Here is a 20,850-nt window from a genome sequence, read left to right on the forward strand (position 1 = left end):
TCCTCCTTACGCTTATGCTTCCTGACCAACTGTTTCATCTTCAATTCCAAGTTCAGCTTTGATCCAGTCATAACCTTCTGCTTCCAAGCGTTGAGCAAGTTCTGGTCCGCCAGATTTTACAATACGACCTTGCATCATCACATGGACATGGTCAGGAGTAATATAGTTAAGAAGGCGTTGATAGTGAGTAATGATTAAGCAACCGAAGTCACTTGAACGCATTTCGTTAATACCTTTAGATACAATTTTTAATGCATCTATATCAAGACCTGAGTCAATTTCATCTAAAATAGCAATTTGAGGTTGAAGCATCATCAATTGTAAAATTTCATTACGCTTCTTTTCCCCACCTGAGAATCCTTCATTTAAATAGCGTTGAGCCATATTTGGATCCATTTCAAGCAATTCCATCGTGTTATCCATTTCACGGATAAATTTCATTAATGAAATTTCTTTTCCTTCTTCGCGACGAGCATTGATAGATGTGCGAAGGAAGTCAGAATTTGTCACTCCACTAATTTCACTTGGATATTGCATAGCAAGGAACAAGCCTGCACGAGCACGCTCATCAACTTCCATTTCTAATACATCTTCGCCATCAAGCGTGATGGAACCACTTGTTACTTCATATTTTGGATGCCCCATAATAGCAGAAGATAATGTTGATTTACCTGTACCATTTGGACCCATGATAGCGTGGATTTCTCCACCTTTTATTTCAAGGTTTACACCTTTTAATATCTCCTTATCTTCAATTGACACATGAAGATCCTTAATTGTTAATGTTGAAGCCATGATCATACCTCCGTATAAACAAGTGATTTTCTTATTTTGATGAGTTCATTCTCAATTTATTCTCATTCTTATCTTATATCATATTAAAATTATTATCAACTAGATGGGATTCTCAACTTGACTGCGTGAATCACCACAATTTTAAAGGGCCGACGTAAATTACGTCCGCCCTTTGATTTACCGCATTTCTTCATTATTATATAGAAATCAAGAATGAATTTTTCGCTCCAAATCCGATCTTAATCTTTGAGAAAGAACATACTCTTTTTCACGTTTTTTCTCAATTATCACTCTTACTTGATGTTGACGTTTATACGTTTCGTACCCCACTCCGTGTGCACCGTACATCGCTTTTTCCATACCATTTGTGTACTGAATATTTAAGGTATTAATAAAAAACCAATCCTTTCATTTGTTCAGACCTGGTGTCTAAAAATGACTACACTCTTTTTCACATTCCCAATTATATATGAAAAAAACATGCTAGAAAACAAAAAAATTGAAGAAAAAAGTGAACAAATGTCGACGGGTGAGTGCATTGGATATGATGGTAATAATAAATAACGATATGTAAATCTGATTATAAAGTACTACGTTTTATTAAGGATCTTATTGTATCGTGTTCAAAGCCAATCAGTAGGGATTTGCGGAATTTCAACCAACGTTTTATCTAAAGTTGAGGTGTAGGAAGGACAAGATTCAAATCGTTGGAAGTTTTGTCCAACATGAAGTGGATGAGGGACATAATCCGCAGTTCGCTGAGCTTTTTGTCCATCAAGAGACGGATGATGGACATAATTCGTAATTCACCGAACGTTTTGTCAAACAAGAGGCGGTTAATGGACATAATTCGTAATTCACCGAACACTTTGTCCAACAAGAGACGGTTAATGGACATAATTCGTAATTCATCGAACGTTTTGTCCAACAAGAGACGGGTGATGGACATAATTCGTAATTCATCGAACGCTTTGTCCAACAAGAGGCGGTTAATGGACATAATTCGTAATTCACCGAACGCTTTGTCCAACAAGAGACGGTTAATGGACATAATTCGTAATTCACCGAACGTTTTGTCCAACAAAAGGCGGTTAATGGACAAAATTCGTAATTCACCGAACGTTTTGTCCAACAAGAGGCGGTTAATGCACAAAGTCCATATTTCGCAGAACTTTTTGTCCATCAAGAGACGAATGATGGACATAATTCGTAATTCATTGAACTCTTTGTCCAGCAAGAGACAGATGAAGCACAGAACTGCGCCAATTTCCTTCAATATTTCAATTGAAGGCTTAGCAAATTCCTAAGAACAAGCATATCAATTAAACTAGATGGAATCTGTCTTTACTAGACTATGTTCTTGCCTTATCGATATAAAAATTCCGAGCAAATGTGCCCGGAATTTAATTAATTTCTTCTAATTTTTTTTGCAAACCAGTTTCCAAGTGATTGAACTAATTGCACCATGATGATTAATGTAATAACGGTGATGATCATGATTTCGGTTTTAAACTGGTTATATCCATACGTTATCGCCAAATCTCCAATTCCACCCGCTCCAACTGCACCTGCCATTGCAGATGCACCAATCAAACCGATTGTTGCGACAGTTAAAGCGAGAACAATAGAGGCTAAAGCTTCTGGAAGTAAAAAGCGCCAAATTGTTTGCCAAGGGGTTGCTCCCATTGCTTGTGCTAATTCAATTGTTCCTTTATCAACTTCCAATAATGAGTTTTCAATTAGTCTTCCAATATAAAAAGCCGTATATAGAACAAGTGGGACAATAGCTGCAGTTGTACCAATAGATGTGCCGACGATAAAACGGGTAAATGGAATAATTGCCACTAATAGAATAATGAATGGAATGGATCTAAATATGTTAATGACTACGTTCAGTACATTATAGATTGTTTTATTTTCTAAAATGGCACCTTCTCTTGTAACGACTAGCGTAACACCTATCGGGATACCAATGATAATAGATATAATAAGTCCAATCCCTACCATATAAAATGTTTGATATAAGGCTTTAAAAAACTCTGGCCAAAACCAAGGCTCAAAGTGCATCGGTAGTTACCTCCCTTACAATCGCCGCTTGATCTTTCATATATTGAACAGCTCGTTCAATTTCTTCAGAATCCCCCTGTATGTTCACCAACAAGTTTCCGAACGGAATTCCTTGCAATTCAGTGAGCATTCCATGAAATACATTCAAATCAACTGGGAATTTTTTTGCAGTGTCAGATAATAGAGGTGCGCTTGTGGAAAGCCCTTTAAAGATGACTCGATACGTTTTTCCTGATTTAGCCTTAATCAATTCCTTAATAGAATCAGGAGTTGCATCATTTAGTACCGTTCTGACAAAACTTCTGGCAATCTCTGTTTTAGGTTCGGTAAACACATCGATGACCGATCCTTGTTCAACAATTTTCCCACCTTCAATAACAGCAACTTTATCGCAAACATCTCGAATAACATTCATTTCATGTGTAATCATTAAAATAGTGAGGTCAAATTCTTCCCTTACTTTCCTTAATAATTCCAACACAGATTCTGTTGTACTTGGGTCAAGCGCAGACGTAGCTTCATCACATAAAAGAATATCCGGATCTGTTGCAAGTGCACGTGCAATCCCGACCCTTTGCTTCTGACCTCCAGATAACTGTTCAGGATAATGATTCATTCTGTCTTCTAATCCAACAAAGGATAACAATTCAGTAACTTTCTTCTTAATATATTCTTTTGACTTCCCTTCCAAAATAAGCGGCATTGCTACGTTTTGGAAAATGGTTTTCGAGTGCAATAAGTTATAGTTTTGAAAGATCATGCCAATTTTCTTTCTTTGCTCCCGTAATTCCTTCGGTGATAAAGTTAGTAAATCAACATCATTAATCAATACTTTTCCAGATGTAGGCCGTTCTAATAAATTGACACATCTAATCAATGTACTTTTACCTGCACCACTAAAACCGACTACTCCAAATATTTCACCTTTATTCACAGTGAGATTGATCCCTTGTAAGGCTACGACTTGTTTCTCTTTATGTTTCCCATACACTTTATGAACATCTTGAAATACAAGCATATGTTTTCTCCTTAATCCTTAAAATATTTTCAGCAAGCACTACGATTTTACATGAAAAATATAAAAATATCACTAATTACATATAACATTAGCCTGTTTTATAGAAAACAGGCTAATGTTATATGGGTCACGCTATTAGTTTTGTTTATAGTCATCTAAGAATGAAATCGGCTCTCTTACAGGAACAGCAGCACCGTTAAATTCTTTTTCAATGAAGCTTTTCACTTCATCTGTATGGTAGATGTCAACAATTTTCTTTAATGTTTCATCATCTTTACGTTTTGCTTGAGCTGCGATGATATTGACGTAAGCTTTATTGCTTGAATCTTCTCTGAAAACAGGATCGTTTGTTGGATTTAGACCTGCATTAATTGCCATGTCAGAGTTAATAATAGAAGCAGTTGCATCGTCAAGACCGCGAGCTGTTTGTCCAGCATCAACAGTAGTGATTTTTAAGTTTTTAGGATTTTCGGCAATATTTTCTACCCCACCAGTGCCATCAAATCCCTCTTTCAATGTAATAACACCAGCTTTTTGTAGTAGTAAAAGGGCTCTTCCTAAGTTTGTTGGGTCTTTAGGAATAACAATTTGATCCCCATCTTTTAATTCGCTAATATCTTTAATTTTTTTGGAGTAAATTCCCATTGGCCAAATATTTGTTGTTCCAATCGCAGCTAAATCAAGTTTACGGTCTTCTTTAAAGCTATCAAAATAAACAATTGTTTGGAATGCATTAATATCAATTTCTCCGCTATCTACAGCAAGGTTTGGTTGAACATAATCATCGAATTTTACAATTTCAATTTTTATGTCTTGTTTTTCAGCTAGTTCTTTTACAAGGTTCCAAGTTGGAACTTCTGATGTAGTTGTACCTACTTTAATGACATCTGATTTACCATTCGATCCACATGCAGATAATACTAAAGTTAATCCAAGTAATATTACAGCAATTAATTTTTTCATTATGATATCCCTCATTCTATTTTTTTTTGTTAAATTTACGTGACTTAGTAATTGTCCTTACTTTGCTTCTTATTTATTAAAACGACTTGGGTCAAACATACTAATCTCTAATGTCGGTGTTTTATCTGTTGCTATCTCTGCCGCAATTTTCCCCATGATTGGGGCGAACTTGAATCCATGTCCCGCCATTGGCCCGAGTAGTGTGACATTTGGCAATCCTGGCGCTGGTCCAAGGATAAAATGTTCATCCGGTGTATTCGTATAAAAGCATGTTTTTGCTTTTACCGGAACTGGAATAAGATCCGGGAAGTACTCTTTCACTTTTTCGGTAACAGGATCTACATCTGACTCGTGAATTTCTCTATCTACTTCATCAGGATGATTCACAATTTGTCCTCCATGATGAAGGGCGACTTTGACTGTCTTTCCATCAACAGTAGGGAATCCATAAAATCCAATTCCATCTTTCATTCTCGAGAAAATAGGGAATTTTTCTGATGTGAATTGCTCCGGATTGTTTGCTTCATACCATACTAAAACTTGTCGTTCCAAAGAAAGCGGTAATTTTAAATCTGGAAGAAGGTGTGAAGTCCATCCACCTGAAGAAACAATAACCTTTTTTGCTCTAAACTGTTTATCTTCGCAAAAAATTGTAACCCCATCTTCATCTGCTTGAATACTTTTTACTGGGCTGTCTGTAAAGACCGTACCACCTAATTCCTCTCCACGGTTAACGGCTATTTCAATAGATAGCTCAGGCTTAAGATAGCCAGCATATTCTTCAAAGATCGCTACTTGATTTTCTTTGAAATTAATTTGCGGATATACTTTTTTAGCCTCAGTTCCCGAATATTTTTTATGGGGAAGGTTAAAAGTATGGACGCTTTCCTCAACGGTTTTGATGAAAATATCGTCCTTTGGTCCAAACATCGTACCACCGTTTTCGGTGTATAACTCTGCGCCTGTTTCCGCTTCTAGTTCTCTCCAAAGTGATCTCGCTTCTTTAAGTAAAGGAACGTATTCAACACCTTCGCCATAAGCAGTTCGAAAAATCCTAGTTTCTCCATGACCTGCCCCTTTATCATGACCAGGTCTATAGCGGTCAAAGCCGACAACATTGACTCCCATTCGAGCCAATTGCCAAAAAGCGAAGCTTCCCATAGAACCTAAGCCAATTACAGCTACATCCCATTCTAACTGCTTACTCATGTTTTTCACCTCGCTGTAAAATATCATTTGGAGAAGGTACTTTATAAATAAAAATGCCTTCCTGCAATAATGAGCAGAAAGGCATAAATAAATTAAAATCCTTCCCCTCATCTTTCAAAGCTATAACGCTTTGTGTGAATTGGCACCTTTTCACATACGTGATGGTTGCCGGGCTTCATCGGGCACATCCCTCCACCTCTCTTGATAAGAGTTAAAGATATAAAGTTGTAAGGTATGAAAGTCATATTATCATAGGGTATTTTACTAGTCAACTAAAAAAACGAAAAAACTCCTAGAAATTTTGTCGAAATTTTGTATATTATAGGACAAAAGTCAGGAGTAGCTTGATATCAATTCGTGTAAATAAGGCACAGATTTAAATGCATATATTTTTTCTTGAACCTTGCCTTCCTTCAAAATCAATAAACAAGGAACACTTTCTATTGAAAAGTTTTTAGCGAGTTCTGGTACATAATTTAAATCAGCTTTTCCAAATAAAAGATTAGGAAACATTTGCTCCACGACTCCAAGCATCTTTCCTGCGACTTGACAAGTTCCGCAAAGTGGGGTGTAAAAATAAAGCATGGTTGTTTCATGTTGATCGATCATTACCATGATATCTTCTTTAGTTACATCTTTCATAAATGATTTCCATCCTTTAATTAGAAAAATGCACCTTAGCAATCAGCCTTGGTGCATCTTTATTATAAAATTTATTCTTCACTAGTCATTTTTTCATATTCATCTGCGGACATCAGATTGTCCAATTCACTTAAATCAGATGGTTCAATGACAATCATCCAAGCTTTTTCGTATGGAGATTCGTTTACGAATTCTGGGCTGTCATCCAGATCTTCGTTTACTGCAACAACTTTTCCACTAAGTGGGGCATAAAGTTCGGAAACCGTTTTAACAGATTCTACACTTCCGAAAGGCTCGTCTGCAGTAACCTCGTCTCCTACTTCTGGAAGTTCAACGAAAACAATATCTCCTAATTCTGATTGTGCAAAGTCAGTAATTCCAATTCGAATTTTTCCTTCTTCTACTTTTACCCACTCATGTTCTTCAGAATATCGCAATTCTTTTGGTGTATTCATCTAGATCCCTCCATGATATTATCCTATTATTAATGTACAAAAACACTTTGGTAAAATCAAGAAATCGTTCTATTATTTCAACCAAGTCTTTTCATATTCATCTTCTTTAAATCCAACTGTAACGTCATGGCCATCCGTTATTAAAGGACGCTTTATAAGCATTCCGTCACTGACAAGTATATCTAATAGTTCCTTTTCAGTTGCGGTCCCTATTTTATCTTTCAATCCAAGCTCCCGATATTTATTTCCACTCGTATTGAAAAATTTCTTCAGCTCAAAATGACTGCTTTTATAAATGTTCTCCATTTCCTCACTAGATGGAGGATTTTCAACGATATGTATTTCATTGTAATCAATTTGGTGTTCATCCAACCATTTTTTTGCTTGACGGCAAGTTCCGCATTTTGGATAGCAATAAAAGCTTAAAACCAATCTTCATTTCCCTCCTAATTAACCATTGTACTGATTATAACATAAAAATGATTATTATATTAACCATTCTATGTTCGGAAATGTAGTAAACTCCACAAAAAGGAGAGTATCGTTCTTACTCCGATACTCTCCTATATTCTCACTTATACTACAAATCTTTCAGTTTCAATTAATCGTTCAGATGCTTCGCGTTTTTTAGAGATAACATTAATAGGTGTATGGCGAATCAATTTCCTTAATGCTGAATTCATCATTCTGAACATATCGCCTTCCTCTATCGCTGCAAGAGATTCTCTTGCTAGTTGTTCAACTTTTACGATAGAGTCTTGGCAGAAAATTTGTGTATAGAGAAGTTTTTGTGTGCTTTTTTCTAGTCCAACTTTACTTATTGATTTTTCAGTGCGAAGCATGGCTGATTCCATTGAATATGCAAAAGATACAATATCTGCAAGTTTCGCTAAAATTTCTTGTTCCTTTTCCAGTGCCTGCCCGAATTTTTGTGCAGCAAGCCCAGCAATCATTAGGGCTACTTTTTTCGTTCCTCTAATTAAATGTTTTTCTTGTTCAAGTGGAGCATCACTTGGTTCCTCAGGCATTAACATCATCAATTCTTCTTGCAAGTTTTGCGCTTTTTCAAATAGTGGAAGCTCCCCTTTAAACGCTTTCCGTAGAAAAGTGCCTGGAACAAGCAATCGATTAATTTCATTTGTTCCTTCAAAAATACGATTTATCCGTGAATCACGATATGCTCTTTCTATTTCATATTCTTGCATATAGCCGTAGCCGCCATGGATTTGAACTCCTTCATCTACAACATGGTCGAGAACTTCAGATGCAAAAACTTTATTCAATGAGCATTCAATCGCATATTCTGCAATAGAGCTTGCTACATCCGTACCATTTTTAATTTGTTCTTCCGTCAGGTTGCTCATGCGATCTTCAAACAAGCCTACTGTACGATAAACAGAGCTTTCAGCCGCATACAATTCCGCTCCAAGTGTTCCGAACTTTTCCTTTGTTAGATTGAATTGTGATATTGGTGTTTTAAATTGCTTACGTTGATTTGCATATTGAAGCGTAATTTCAAGTGCCCTCTTTGAACCACCTACAGCCCCAACTCCAAGCTTATAACGCCCAATATTTAAAATGTTGAATGCTATACGGTGTCCTTTGCCTACTTCACCTAGCAAATTCTCAACAGGTACTTGTGCATCTTCTAAAATAAGAGTACGTGTTGATGAACTTTTGATTCCCATTTTCTTTTCTTCCGCACCAGTCGAAACCCCAGGAAAATCACGTTCGATTATAAAGGCGGAAAAATGTTCACCATTAATTTTCGCATAAACGATAAATACATCGGCAAAGGCGGAGTTAGTAATCCATTGCTTTTCTCCATTTAATATATAATGCGTTCCTGCTTCATTTAATTTTGCATTAGTTTTGGCTCCAAGTGCGTCTGACCCAGATCCAGGTTCAGTTAATGCGTAAGCAGCTAATTTTTCTCCTGTGGCAAGTACAGGCAAGTACTTTTTCTTTTGTTCCTCATTACCAAAGAGAACAATTGGAAGGGAGCCAATTCCTACGTGTGCCCCGTGAGAAATGGAAAATCCCCCCGCTCTTGACATCGCTTCGGAAATTAGGGATGAACTCACTTTATCAAGTCCCAATCCACCGTACTCTTCTGGTACATCAGCCCCCAACAAACCTAGCTCACCTGCTTGCTTTAATAAATCAACCGAATGGTTAAACTCTTGATTTTCTAATTTTTCTACAAGAGGTAAAACCTCGTTAACGACAAAGTCTTCACTCGTTTTATAAATCATTTTTTGTTCATCAGTGTAGTCTTCAGGTGTGAACATTTGGTCAGCAGAAATATCTTCGATTAAGAAAACTCCACCTTTAATCAGCTTCTCTGTTTTACTTTCCATCGATTTTCCCTCCCGATTGATCTAAATCAGCTCAAATACTCCTGCCGCTCCCATGCCTCCACCTATACACATCGTCACCACACCAAATTGAACATTTCTGCGCTTCATTTCATGAGCAAGCGTGAGTGTTAACTTAGTTCCAGTGCAGCCAAGTGGGTGTCCAAGGGCTATCGCGCCACCGTTCACATTCACAATTTCCTCATCTAATCCTAACTGACGGATGACTTGTATGGATTGAGAAGCAAATGCTTCATTTAATTCAAAAAGACCAATATCAGACAGCTCTAACCCTGCCATTTTTAAAGCTTTTGGAACTGCTTCGACTGGACCGACTCCCATAATTTCAGGTGCAACTCCTGCAACTGCAAACGATCGGAATTTTACTATTGGAGAGAATCCTAAAGAATTCGCTTTTTCTCGATCCATAACCATCACCGCTGCAGCACCATCACTCGTTTGCGATGCATTCCCAGCAGTAACTGTACCATTGATGGAAAAGGCTGGACGAAGAGTTGAAAGGACTTCCATATTTGTGTTAGGGCGAACACCTTCATCCATCGCAAATTCAATATTCTTTTCCACGAGCTTGTTATCTTCATTTACGGTACGAGATACAACATGCACAGGAACGATTTCTTCATCGAATTTCCCCTCAGCAATCGCCCGCGCAGCTTTTTGATGACTTTTGACCGCAAATGCATCTTGATCTTCACGTGTAATATTGAATCTTTTTGCCACTTCTTCAGCCGTATGTCCCATTCCCATATAATATTCCGGCATGTTTTCAGCAATTTCGATGTTCGGCCGAACGACGTGGCCCATCATCGGAACAAGACTCATAGATTCCGCTCCACCGGCAATAATCGTGTCAGCGTTCCCTAGCATTATTCTTTCTGCTGCATATGCGATCGACTGCAAACCGGATGAACAGTATCGATTGATCGTAATCGCAGGAACTGTGTTCGGAAGTCCTGCGAGCACTCCGATATACCTTGCCATGTTCATACCTTGCTCCGCTTCAGGCATGGCACAGCCGATTATTAAATCATCGATATTCCCTTCATAATCGCCTGCTCGTTTCAGTGTTTCTTTAACAGCAATTGCCCCTAAATCATCTGGACGCATATGAGCAAGTGTTCCTTTTTTTGCTCTTCCTACAGGTGTCCTTGCTCCTGCAACAATGACAGCTCCCCGCATGGTATCCCCACTTTCATTTTTTAGTTTCTTAGTGGTTTTCCTTTCACAAGCATATACTGCATACGTTGTTGAGATTTCGGCTCAGCTATTAAACTTAAAAATGCTTTTCGCTCTAAATCTAGTAAATATTGTTCATCCACTTCTGTTCCAAAAGGCAGTTTGCCTCCCGCAATGACATACGCAAGTTTTTTCGCAATTTTCATATCATGATCAGAAATATAGCCTGATAGATGCATAGCTTCTGCTCCAAGTAAAAGTGTTGCGTATCCTGTTTCACCTGTAACAGGGATTTTTTTACGAGTTGGTGGTTGATACCCTTGTTCATTCAATTTAAGGACAGCTTGTTTTGCATCATATAATAGATGATCTCCATTGACACTAATGCCGTCATGATCATTTAAGAAATGATTTTCCTTTCCTTCCTCTGCAGAAGTAGTTACCTTTGCCATTGCAATAGTTTCAAAAACACGATTTGCCACTTTTTGTAGATCAATTTCCACTCCGTCTGGCATTTCGTTTAACAACTTCAAATACAGTTCCTTGTTTCCCCCACCACCTGGAATTAGTCCGACTCCTGTTTCGACGAGCCCAATATATGTTTCCATCGACGCTTGAATGTGCGAGCAAGGTAGACACACTTCAGCTCCTCCACCAAGAGTCATACCAAAGGGTGCAGCCACAACTGGTTTTTTGCTGTATTTAATTCTCATCATTGCTTGCTGGAATTGACGTACAACCATATCAATTTCATAAATATCATCGTCTTGAGCGGTCATTAAGATCATGGCAAGGTTGGCGCCTACACAGAAGTTTTTGCCTTGATTCCCAATCACTAGCCCTTTATAATGCTTTTCTGTTTCATCAATGGCATAATTAATCATCTGGATAATATCAAATCCAATGGCATTATTCGGTGACTGGAACTCTAGTAAAAGTACGCCATCTCCCAAGTCTATTAAATTAGCACCGCTATTTTTCTTAAGTACTTTTCCTTCTTTTTTTAATAGATTCAAGTCGATTTCTTTCGTATTTCTTACTATTTCTTTATATTCGCCGTTTGAAAAATATAACTGGCGTCCGTCTTGCTCTTTATAAAAGGATGAATGCCCTGCTTCGAGCATCTCTTTTACCCATAATGGAACTTGAATACCTTGCTCCTCCATTTTCCGAACTGATTTTTCAACCCCGATAGCATCCCATGTTTCAAAAGGTCCTAATCTCCAGCCAAAGCCCCATTTCATTGCATGATCAATCGATACAATTGTATCTGCTATTTCACCTAAAAGTTCAGCAGAAATGGCCAGAACCGGAGCCATTATATCCCAAAGCAGTTTTCCAGCTTTGTCTTCTGAGAATACAAGCGCTTTCATTTTTTGTGCTGTCCCTTTTGCTTGCTTTGCCATTTCAATACCAGGTGTCTTTAAGCTTTTTTGGGGTTCGTATTCAAAGTTTTCCGGATTCAATTCCAAAATGTCTTTCCCTTTTTTCAAATAAAACCCTTGACCAGATTTACTGCCGAGCCAACCATTTTTATGCATTTTTATCATAAATTCTGGTACTTTAAAAACTTGCTTTTCATCACCTTCAACTTGCTCATAAACATTATTCGCAACATGGATAAATGTGTCGAGGCCAACAACGTCCAAAGTACGGAAAGTGGCACTTTTGGGACGACCTATTAATGTACCGGTAATTGAGTCCACTTCGCCAATACTGAATCCACCTTTTAACATTTCGCGTACAGTCACAAGCAAACCATAAGTACCAATTCGGTTCGCAATAAAATTCGGGGTGTCCTTTGCGATGACGACACCTTTACCTAAAACATTCTCACTATATTGATGCATATATGTTAGAACATCGGGATTTGTCTTTTCAGTTGGGATGATTTCCAATAACTTCAAATAACGAGGAGGGTTAAAAAAATGTGTACCTAAAAAGTGTTTTTGGAAATCTTCCGATCGTCCTTCTGCCATTGCATTAACGGATATTCCTGATGTGTTGGAGCTAACGATTGAGCCTTCCTTCCTATATTTATCGATTAGTTCAAACACTTTTCTTTTAACATCGAGGTTTTCTACGACTACTTCAATGATCCAATCAACTTCTGATAATTTTTCTACATCATCTTCAAGATTGCCAGTATGGATATACGATAAGTGTTCTTTATGTGTAAGAGGTGCTGGCTTTTGTTTCAACAGTCTTGTAAGCGCTGAATTTACCATACGATTCCGTACTGTCTTATCTTCCAATGACAGCCCTTTTGCCATTTCTTCCTTTGTTAATTCTTTAGGAACAATATCAAGCAATAAAACTGGAATGCCAACATTTGCGAGATGTGCTGCGATTCCTGAACCCATTACTCCAGAACCGATTACAGCAGCCTTTTTTATGCTGAATGCCAAAAGTAACTCCCCCTCTAACTTTTTTTGAATGAATACTCATTCATTTTTTCGGTAAAAAAATTACTCACGAATGAGTATATAATTATTATTAATATATCGAAAATATTCTTTATGTGCAATCTTTTAATCTATTTATTTTTTGAAAATTCCTTTTAATACAAATGCGACGTTTGCGGGCCTTTCTGCCAGTCTGCGCATGAAATATCCATACCAGTCCGTTCCATATGGGACATACACTCTCATATTGTATCCTTCTTGAACGAGATCGAGCTGTCGTTCGGACCTAATTCCATAAAGCATTTGAAATTCAAATAAGTCGCCTCCTATTTTATGCTGTGATACAAATTGTTTTGTATATTCAATAATCGCATCATCATGAGTCGCGATAGCAGTAAAATGACCGTTTAATATATGTGTAGAAATCAATTTTTTAAAGTTTTCATCAACATCTTCTTTTAAAGGAAAGGCAACCTCAGCTGATTCTTTATAGGCACCTTTTACAAGCCGTAAATTTGGGGAAAAATCATCAAGATGGTGTAAATCTTTTTCGGTACGATACAAATAAGCTTGTAAAACCGTCCCAATATTATCGTATTCCGATTTAAGCATCTTAAAGATTCGCAAAGTCTTTTCACATCTAGAATAGTCTTCCATATCAATCGTAACGAACACATTATTTTCAACCGCTGCGTCCATAATTCTGCGCATATTATGGAGGACGACCTTATCAGATATATCTAGCCCCATTGACGTAAGCTTCAATGATAATTGGGAATTAAGTCCTTCTCTTCGAATAGCTTGAATAGCCTTGATTGAATTCTCGGTCATTTCATACGCTTCTTTTTCACTATCTACAAACTCTCCTAAATAATCGATCGTGACAGATAATCCTTTTTTATTTAACACTTTAATAACCTTTATAGCTTCTTCAATTGTCTCTCCTGCCACAAACTTGGATGCCCCAAAACGAAGTCCGTATTTCTTTGCCAAATTGGTTAGAAATCTGTTTTTTGATAAAAATAAAAAGAAAGCACGCATCGTTTTCTCCATTGTTTATTTCTCCCCTAAAATTCGTTGTTGTAACCGCTTTTATTTTATCATTTTTTATTCGGTACATAAAAAGAAATTGGACAGGCATGATAAAAGAATGAAGAAAAAATGAGGAGGTAAAAGAAATGCAAAACCAACAGATGAATCAGCAAATGCAAAATCAGCAAAATATGATGCAGCAAAATCAACAACAAATCATGCAACAACCACCACATGTTATTACGACAAAGGATTTAAACTATATAAATGATATGTTGGCATGGAATTTACTTGTAATGAAGAAAGCACATTTTGCTGCTACCCAATGTCAAGATCAACAAATCAAAACTCAAATAGATGCTTGTGGTCAAATGCATCAACGACATTATATGAAAATTCTTGGACATTTAGAGGAAAAACAACAAAACAATTCTATTATGCAATAATATAGGAGGTCCACGATGCAAAATCAAAATAAAATCCAAAATCCGTCAACACAAGTTCCAAAAACACCACAAATGAACGATCGAGACTTTTTAAATGACATGCTTTCCACTGAAAAATATATGACACAATCTTATACAACAGCTCTTCATGAAGCGAGCCATAAACATTTATACGATGATTTATTATTAATCTTTAATGAAACACAACAAATGCAACGAGAACTATACAATCTCATGTTTCAAAAAGGCTGGTATAAGATGGAGGCACAGGATACACAAAAGATCCAACAATCTTATCAGCAACATTCAGGATACACAAATCAATTCCCATATAATGGCCAATTACAATGATCGTGAGAGATGCAAGCAATGCTGTTTGCATCTCTTTTTGTGTCCAGCTGTATGTTTTAAAATCTAGAGATTTAAAGCACAAACTAAAATTTGCATATCCCCCCGTTCAAACCTTTTCCGCTTTTCTTTTTAGCATAATTTATTCGTGCAAGGGCACAAATAAATTAGTGAATAATTCGGAAGGGATGGTTAAATGGATATTTTTTCAAAAAAGCAAAAGAAGATCTCTACTAATAACGTTAACCCGGTAACATCCCTTCCTGAAGTCATTGAACAATTAGCAAAATCAAAGGATTTTAAGCAATCGAAGGCAATCAATGAACTGACAAACACATCATTTCAAGTTTCATTTATTTCTACTTTAATTGATAACAAAATAATCCAGAAGGATCTAATGCCTTACTTATTATATGGGAAATTTCATACTCTTAAAGATTTAAAATATTTGATTCCATCACGCGAATGCCATATTTCATCCGATCCTGCCGATATCGAAGAAAAATTAATGACAGGATGTATGATGATTAGGATCGACCCCAATGATAAAACTGTTGCATTATTACCTGCAGCGGCTGAAGTTGGACGCGAAATTTCCCCATCTGAAGTAGAGTTTACCGTTGGTGGACCAAAAGAAAGCTTCGTAGAGGCTATTGAAAAGAACCTTAACTTAATTAGAATAAGACTGCCTATTAAAGAGCTTGTTATTGATGAAGTTTTAGTTGGAACATTGACAAAAACAAGGGTCGCTATCATTTATATCGACGGTCTTACAAGAATGCAAGATGTAAACACCATTACACAAAGAATAAAGGATATCCATTTTGACCAAATTCAAGATAGTTCTTTTATTGAAGAAATGATAGCAGACAATAAAAATTCTCCATTTCCTCAACTACTAAATAGTGAAAGACCTTTAAAAGTCATAACATCACTTACTGAAGGAAAGGTTGCTGCAATCGTCGATGGATCCCCTTTTGCCATTATGGGGCCATCTTCCATTATGTCTTTTTTCAGTTCTGCGGAAGATTATTTAATGAATTGGATAGTTGCTTCTTTTATCCGGCTTCTAAGAATAATAGGAGTAGTTGGTTCGATTTTTGCTACTCCGATGTATGTAGCCATATTAACGTATCACCCGCAAATCATTCCTAAAGATTTGCTTCCTGCGCTTATAAGCTCAAGACAACACGTCCCCTTTCCTCCTTTTTTAGAAGCATTGTTCTTAGAGATTACAATTGAACTCCTTCGGGAAGCAGGGGCACGCCTACCAACAAAAGTTGGACAAACAATTGGCATCGTAGGCGGTATTGTTCTTGGGACAGCATCAGTTGAAGCAGGTCTGACAAGTAATGTACTCTTAATTCTTGTTTCAATTGCTGCACTGGCGTCTTTTACGACGCCAGTATATAAAATTAGTACGACAATCCGATTAATCCGCTTCCCATTTTTACTTTCTGCCCAATTATGGGGCTTTCTAGGAATTGCCGTTAATTCCTGCATCATATTGGCACATCTTATCCAACTGAAATCACTTGGCCGACCTTATTTAGAACCGCTTTATCCGCCAAGGCTAACTGACTTAAAGGATTCTTTCATAAGATTTCCTTTTTACTATGAAAGATTACGTCCAGGTTATTTACAAAGTGAAAAACCTGTACGTTTTCAATCAAAAAAACCAAAAAAATATAAAGATATTGATGAATGATTTAAGTGGGAGGCCATTTTAATGGACAGTACTTTAAAGGGAAAGCAAGTTGCTCCGTATCTCGTCTTTTTCCTCGTCCATTCTATGCAAGTTGGAGTCGGCGTCCTTGGTTTCCAACGGCAAATATCCAATATTGCAGGATATGATTCCTGGATTGCTGTCTTGATTGCATGCATCTTATCGCATGTCGTACTATTTTTAATTTATAAAATTGCAGAAATGGGAAAGGGTGATTTGAATGAAACCCATTCCTATCTATTTGGTAAAGTAGTTGGCGGCCTATTCAATCTTATTTTCGCAAGTTATTTTATCGCCCTTATCATTTCCATAATGCGTTCCTATATTGAAATTTTGCAAATTTGGCTTTTTCCAGATTTAAACGTTTTTTGGTTTGCCTTTATCTTCCTACTTTTAGCGATTTATATTGTGAATGGTGGTTTAAGGTCTGTTACAGGTATTGCTTTTTTTAGCGTTGTCGTTCCTTTTTATTTATTTTTTATGTTTCTATTTGCCGTACCGTATTCGGATTATAGTGATTTTCTTCCATTATTTCACCATTCCTTTAAAGATATTTTAAGAGCAACGTGGAAAATGTCGTTTCTTTACATCGGATACGAAACATTGCTTTATTATTATCCATTTATTCAGAATCCAAAAAAATCGAAACTTTGGGCACATCTTGGATTGATATTAACTTGCATCATTTATTTATATATTACATTTATTTCATTTGGATATTACAGTGAACCTCAGCTCCAACATATTATTTGGGCGACATTATCAATTTGGAAAATAGTAAAGTTTTCATTTATGTGGAGGTTTGAATATATCGGAATCGCAACATGGTTTATTGTCATACTCCCCATTATTTGCATACCACTTTGGTGTGCCAGTAGAATCATGAAAAAAACATTAAATATCACTCAACGAAGCGGCATGATCTGGTTATCAACAGTAATCTTAGTTATTGTTCCACTTTTTCAAACAAGATTGCAAATCGTTTCATTAGTTAATCATATCAATCAAGTAGGTCTTATTATCAATTTCTTTTATATCCCACTATTATTTTTGATCTTACTAATTGTTAAGAAGGTGAAGAAATGAAAAAGTCTATTCTAATCCTGTTTTTGTTCTCCCCCTTGTTATCGGGATGCGTCCAAACAAGTATTCTCGATGATTTAACACTGACCAATGCAGGAGGAATAGACTATATCGATGGCAATAAAATAAAAATCACTGCTATCTATTCTTTATATAATGCGGAAAAAGAAGCAGAAGACGAAAATATAACCGTGACAATTAACCATCGCGCTGGCATTCTCGATCATTTATCCAGGGAAGCACAGTGGCCAGTTATAACAAGTGAATTAGATGTATTCGTCATTGATATGAAGACAGCAGAAAGAGGAATATTTCCAATAATTGATACGTTACAAAGAGACGCGAGCATAGGTTCTCGTGTTTACTTAGCCATATCAGAGGGATCAGCGAATGAATTACTTTTAGGAAAATATAAGCCTGACGGATCAGCCAAATATATCTCGTCGATGATTGAAAATAATATAAAGCATCGGAATATCCCGAATACAAACTTACATTTATTTTCTTCCGACTTTTTTCAAGAGGCGAAAGGTTCCTATCTCCCTGTACTTAAAAAAGTGTCAGAAGATAAAGTAGAATTAGATGGACTTGCGATTTTTCATAAAGATAAACTTGTATATAAACTTCCAGTCAATGATATGTTTTACTTCAAAATATTAGTCGATCAACACCTTAGAGGAACTTTAGTGGTACAAGTAGATCATAAAGGAGCCACTATTGAAAATATTAAATCTAGTTCATCCATCAAGACAGATCTGAATGCAATGACAGTTGATATTAAATATGAAATGATAGGAACGATAACAAAATATACTGGAAAAAAACTAAACAGGTCCAAAACAAATAAAATTGCAAAAAAACTTGAAGAGAAAATAAATAGTAAAATTAAGAAGAATCTTACAGATTTTCAAGATATGGGAATTGACCCGGTGGGAATCGAACGTAAATTTAGACAACAACATAGGGACTTTAACGAAAAAAAATGGAAAGAAAATTATAAAAATGTAAAGTTCAATGTCCATTCAAAAGTTACTATTACGGAATCGGGAACATTAGAATAGGCTGCCCCTACGGACAGCCTTCTTAATCATCGGAAAACATATATTTTTTATAATGGTAGCGTATCGATAGAATCACACCGACCGCCATCATATTTCCAAGCAATGCACTTCCCCCATAGCTAATAAATGGAAGTGGAATCCCCGTAATAGGCACCAAGCCTATTGTCATGCCAATATTTTCAAATACGTGGAACGCAATCATAGCTACTACGCCTGCACAAATATATGAATAAAAAGGGTTTTTTGTTTCAATTCCCGTTTTCGTAATTTGATAGATAAGCATAAAAAATAAACTAATTACAATACTTCCGCCAATAAACCCAAATTCTTCACCAATTGTACTAAAAATAAAGTCAGAATGGGCTTCCGGCATATACACTTCGCCATGCCTGTATCCTTTTCCAGTTGTTTGACCTGACCCAACCGCAAGAAGGGATTTCACTAACTGAAAACTTTCATCTGATCGATATGAATATGGATCCAACCATGAATAAATTCGTTTATATTGATGATCTGCCAATATTCCTTTCAAAAGTTCATGTTGAAAAATCATTATATAAAGTACGACTCCAAGTAAAACGGCCATTGAGGAAAAAAGTGGGAATAATAATTTCCACGATATACCTGATACAAGAATGATTGCTAATAAAATACACCCGAATACGAGTGCAGTTCCTAAATCTGGTTGTTTAAGGATGACAGCAGCAGGAACGGCCGTAATGATACCTAATTTTATTAATAACCAAAAATCTGTTTTTACTGTTTTGTTAATAAATTTTACGTTATGGCTAGCTGTTACTTTTGCAAGCATGATAATTGTAAAAACCTTCATGAATTCTGATGGCTGAATGGCACCTACCTTTGGTATGATAATCCAGCTTTTTGCGCCATTTCTAATCCAATCATCAGGAACTGGAGCGAGGTATAAGCCGATTAATGAAAGCAAGCAGATACCATATGTATACCATGCTATTTTCTTCATCTGCTCTGAATCCAATTGCACAATTACAATTATAGCTATCGTACTTATGACGTACCACATGACTTGTTGCAAAACAAAATTCGTAGCGCCATATTGTTCGTATTTTTGGGCACTAAATATTGTAATTAAACTGAACATCGTCAATAACATTAATGATAAAATAATACCGTAATCTATTTTAGGAATTGGTTTTTTTTGAGAAGTCATCACTTCGTCTCCTCTTTTTAGTATGTAAAAGAAATCAATTAGGTTTTGTTGTTTAGCTCAGCACCTAAGAATAATCCTTAGTCATCTTAACATTATACTGAATGAAACAAAATATAAAAAGAAGCAATTTGTGGTTTTCATAATATTGACGAAATGCTTGAAAATTGAATTGCTCGTTCAGACCTTATAAGATAATAATAGGAGGGATATATATGGAAGAAATTAAAAGTAAAGATCAATTTGAAGATGTTGTTTCTAACAGCGAGCCTGTGATTGTAAAGTTTGAGGCAGGGTGGTGCCCGGATTGTAAACGAATGGATATGTTTATCGGGGATATCGTCGAAGCAAATCAACAGTACACATGGTATCAGATCAACCGTGATAATTTCCCTGAAATTGCCGAAAAATATGCTGTCATGGGTATTCCAAGTTTACTTATTTTCCAAAACGGAGAAAAAACAGCTCATTTACACAGTGCTAACGCAAAATCACCAGAACAAGTAAATGAATTTCTTGAAAGTGTTAAATAAATGATTTTGAAGGCCAGGTCATCTATCGAGATACCTGGCTTTTTTATTCTCTCGTGTTTATTTTTAAGTTTATTGTAAATGTTGCTGAGGCATAATAAGGGAATTGCAGTTGCTGTACTGGCTGATATAAACTGCCAATTGTTTGGATTGCTTTACTTGTGGCTGTTATAACAACTTGCATTTATTTCTCTTACCTCATATAGTTCATGTGAATCTAATTGATTGCTGATTTTCACCTCCGACATTATTCTCCATCAATAAAATTTATAAATACTAACATTATTCTCCATCTTATATTCCAATAGCACATGAAGTTTTAATAAGAAA

General features: G+C 36.4%; 21 protein-coding genes and 1 riboswitch. Of the genes, 6 read left to right on the forward strand and 15 right to left on the reverse strand.

Features of this window, described 5'->3' with window-relative positions:
- Positions 1-12: 12 nt before the first annotated feature.
- The 14 genes from sufC to KHA93_RS11240 all read right to left on the reverse strand — a co-directional run bounded on the left by sufC (position 13) and on the right by KHA93_RS11240 (position 14,161).
- Positions 13-798, reverse strand: a complete 786-nt coding sequence (gene sufC / locus KHA93_RS11180; protein WP_213112885.1) for a Fe-S cluster assembly ATPase SufC — start codon at positions 796-798, stop codon at positions 13-15.
- Between the two features lie 204 nt (positions 799-1,002).
- Positions 1,003-1,155, reverse strand: a complete 153-nt coding sequence (locus tag KHA93_RS23945; protein WP_490710549.1) for a YuzK family famiily protein — start codon at positions 1,153-1,155, stop codon at positions 1,003-1,005.
- Positions 1,156-1,465: 310 nt separating this feature from the next.
- Entirely contained in the window at positions 1,466-1,999 is a 534-nt protein-coding gene (locus KHA93_RS11185) for a hypothetical protein (protein WP_213110794.1), read from the reverse strand.
- A 203-nt stretch (positions 2,000-2,202) separates the two neighbouring features.
- Entirely contained in the window at positions 2,203-2,862 is a 660-nt protein-coding gene (locus KHA93_RS11190) for a methionine ABC transporter permease (protein ID WP_213110795.1), read from the reverse strand.
- A complete protein-coding gene (locus KHA93_RS11195; protein ID WP_213110796.1) occupies positions 2,852-3,880 on the reverse strand; it encodes a methionine ABC transporter ATP-binding protein in 1,029 nt (342 codons plus the stop codon). The genes KHA93_RS11190 and KHA93_RS11195 overlap by 11 nt, the downstream gene beginning before the upstream one ends.
- Before the next feature lie 135 nt (positions 3,881-4,015).
- Entirely contained in the window at positions 4,016-4,843 is an 828-nt protein-coding gene (locus KHA93_RS11200) for a MetQ/NlpA family ABC transporter substrate-binding protein (protein ID WP_213110797.1), read from the reverse strand.
- Between the two features lie 69 nt (positions 4,844-4,912).
- Positions 4,913-6,052, reverse strand: a complete 1,140-nt coding sequence (solA, locus tag KHA93_RS11205) for an N-methyl-L-tryptophan oxidase (protein WP_213110798.1) — start codon at positions 6,050-6,052, stop codon at positions 4,913-4,915.
- Between the two features lie 104 nt (positions 6,053-6,156).
- A riboswitch (SAM riboswitch) is annotated at positions 6,157-6,263 on the reverse strand.
- A 122-nt stretch (positions 6,264-6,385) separates the two neighbouring features.
- Positions 6,386-6,694 (reverse strand): thioredoxin family protein, encoded by a 309-nt coding sequence (locus KHA93_RS11210; protein WP_213110799.1) that lies wholly within the window; start codon positions 6,692-6,694, stop codon positions 6,386-6,388.
- A 71-nt stretch (positions 6,695-6,765) separates the two neighbouring features.
- Complete coding sequence (gene gcvH / locus KHA93_RS11215; protein WP_213110800.1) at positions 6,766-7,149, reverse strand: glycine cleavage system protein GcvH; 384 nt, start codon at positions 7,147-7,149, stop codon at positions 6,766-6,768.
- A gap of 72 nt (positions 7,150-7,221) precedes the next feature.
- A complete protein-coding gene (locus tag KHA93_RS11220; RefSeq protein WP_213110801.1) occupies positions 7,222-7,581 on the reverse strand; it encodes an arsenate reductase family protein in 360 nt (119 codons plus the stop codon).
- Between the two features lie 143 nt (positions 7,582-7,724).
- Positions 7,725-9,509, reverse strand: a complete 1,785-nt coding sequence (locus KHA93_RS11225) for an acyl-CoA dehydrogenase FadE (RefSeq protein ID WP_213110802.1) — start codon at positions 9,507-9,509, stop codon at positions 7,725-7,727.
- Positions 9,510-9,530: 21 nt separating this feature from the next.
- A complete protein-coding gene (locus KHA93_RS11230) occupies positions 9,531-10,706 on the reverse strand; it encodes an acetyl-CoA C-acetyltransferase (protein ID WP_213110803.1) in 1,176 nt (391 codons plus the stop codon).
- Positions 10,707-10,726: 20 nt separating this feature from the next.
- Positions 10,727-13,111, reverse strand: coding sequence for a 3-hydroxyacyl-CoA dehydrogenase/enoyl-CoA hydratase family protein (locus KHA93_RS11235; RefSeq protein ID WP_213110804.1), 2,385 nt, complete (start codon positions 13,109-13,111; stop codon positions 10,727-10,729).
- Between the two features lie 132 nt (positions 13,112-13,243).
- A complete protein-coding gene (locus KHA93_RS11240) occupies positions 13,244-14,161 on the reverse strand; it encodes a proline dehydrogenase family protein (protein ID WP_213110805.1) in 918 nt (305 codons plus the stop codon).
- A 125-nt stretch (positions 14,162-14,286) separates the two neighbouring features.
- Here KHA93_RS11240 and KHA93_RS11245 point away from each other — a divergent pair, with 125 nt between their 5' ends.
- The 5 genes from KHA93_RS11245 to KHA93_RS11265 all read left to right on the forward strand — a co-directional run bounded on the left by KHA93_RS11245 (position 14,287) and on the right by KHA93_RS11265 (position 18,804).
- Positions 14,287-14,586, forward strand: coding sequence for a hypothetical protein (locus KHA93_RS11245; RefSeq protein ID WP_213110806.1), 300 nt, complete (start codon positions 14,287-14,289; stop codon positions 14,584-14,586).
- Positions 14,587-14,601: 15 nt separating this feature from the next.
- Positions 14,602-14,937: a spore coat protein gene (locus tag KHA93_RS11250; RefSeq protein ID WP_213110807.1), complete on the forward strand. Its 336-nt coding sequence runs from the start codon at positions 14,602-14,604 to the stop codon at positions 14,935-14,937.
- 193 nt (positions 14,938-15,130) lie between these two features.
- Positions 15,131-16,642: a spore germination protein gene (locus KHA93_RS11255; RefSeq protein ID WP_213110808.1), complete on the forward strand. Its 1,512-nt coding sequence runs from the start codon at positions 15,131-15,133 to the stop codon at positions 16,640-16,642.
- Positions 16,643-16,663: 21 nt separating this feature from the next.
- Positions 16,664-17,746 carry a GerAB/ArcD/ProY family transporter gene (locus tag KHA93_RS11260; protein ID WP_213110809.1) on the forward strand — a complete coding sequence of 361 codons (1,083 nt, stop codon included), beginning with the start codon at positions 16,664-16,666 and terminating at the stop codon, positions 17,744-17,746.
- Positions 17,743-18,804 (forward strand): Ger(x)C family spore germination protein, encoded by a 1,062-nt coding sequence (locus tag KHA93_RS11265; RefSeq protein ID WP_213110810.1) that lies wholly within the window; start codon positions 17,743-17,745, stop codon positions 18,802-18,804. Before KHA93_RS11260 ends, KHA93_RS11265 begins: the two co-directional genes overlap by 4 nt.
- A gap of 22 nt (positions 18,805-18,826) precedes the next feature.
- On the opposite strand, the gene KHA93_RS11270 is transcribed toward KHA93_RS11265, so the two are convergent.
- Positions 18,827-19,993 (reverse strand): FtsW/RodA/SpoVE family cell cycle protein, encoded by a 1,167-nt coding sequence (locus tag KHA93_RS11270; protein WP_213110811.1) that lies wholly within the window; start codon positions 19,991-19,993, stop codon positions 18,827-18,829.
- Positions 19,994-20,205: 212 nt separating this feature from the next.
- On the opposite strand from KHA93_RS11270, the gene KHA93_RS11275 reads away from it, so the two are divergent.
- Complete coding sequence (locus KHA93_RS11275) at positions 20,206-20,523, forward strand: thioredoxin family protein (protein WP_213110812.1); 318 nt, start codon at positions 20,206-20,208, stop codon at positions 20,521-20,523.
- Positions 20,524-20,850 lie beyond the last annotated feature (327 nt).

This window comes from Lederbergia citrisecunda, assembly GCF_018343695.1.
In the GTDB taxonomy this organism is placed as follows: domain Bacteria; phylum Bacillota; class Bacilli; order Bacillales; family Bacillaceae_C; genus Lederbergia; species Lederbergia citrisecunda.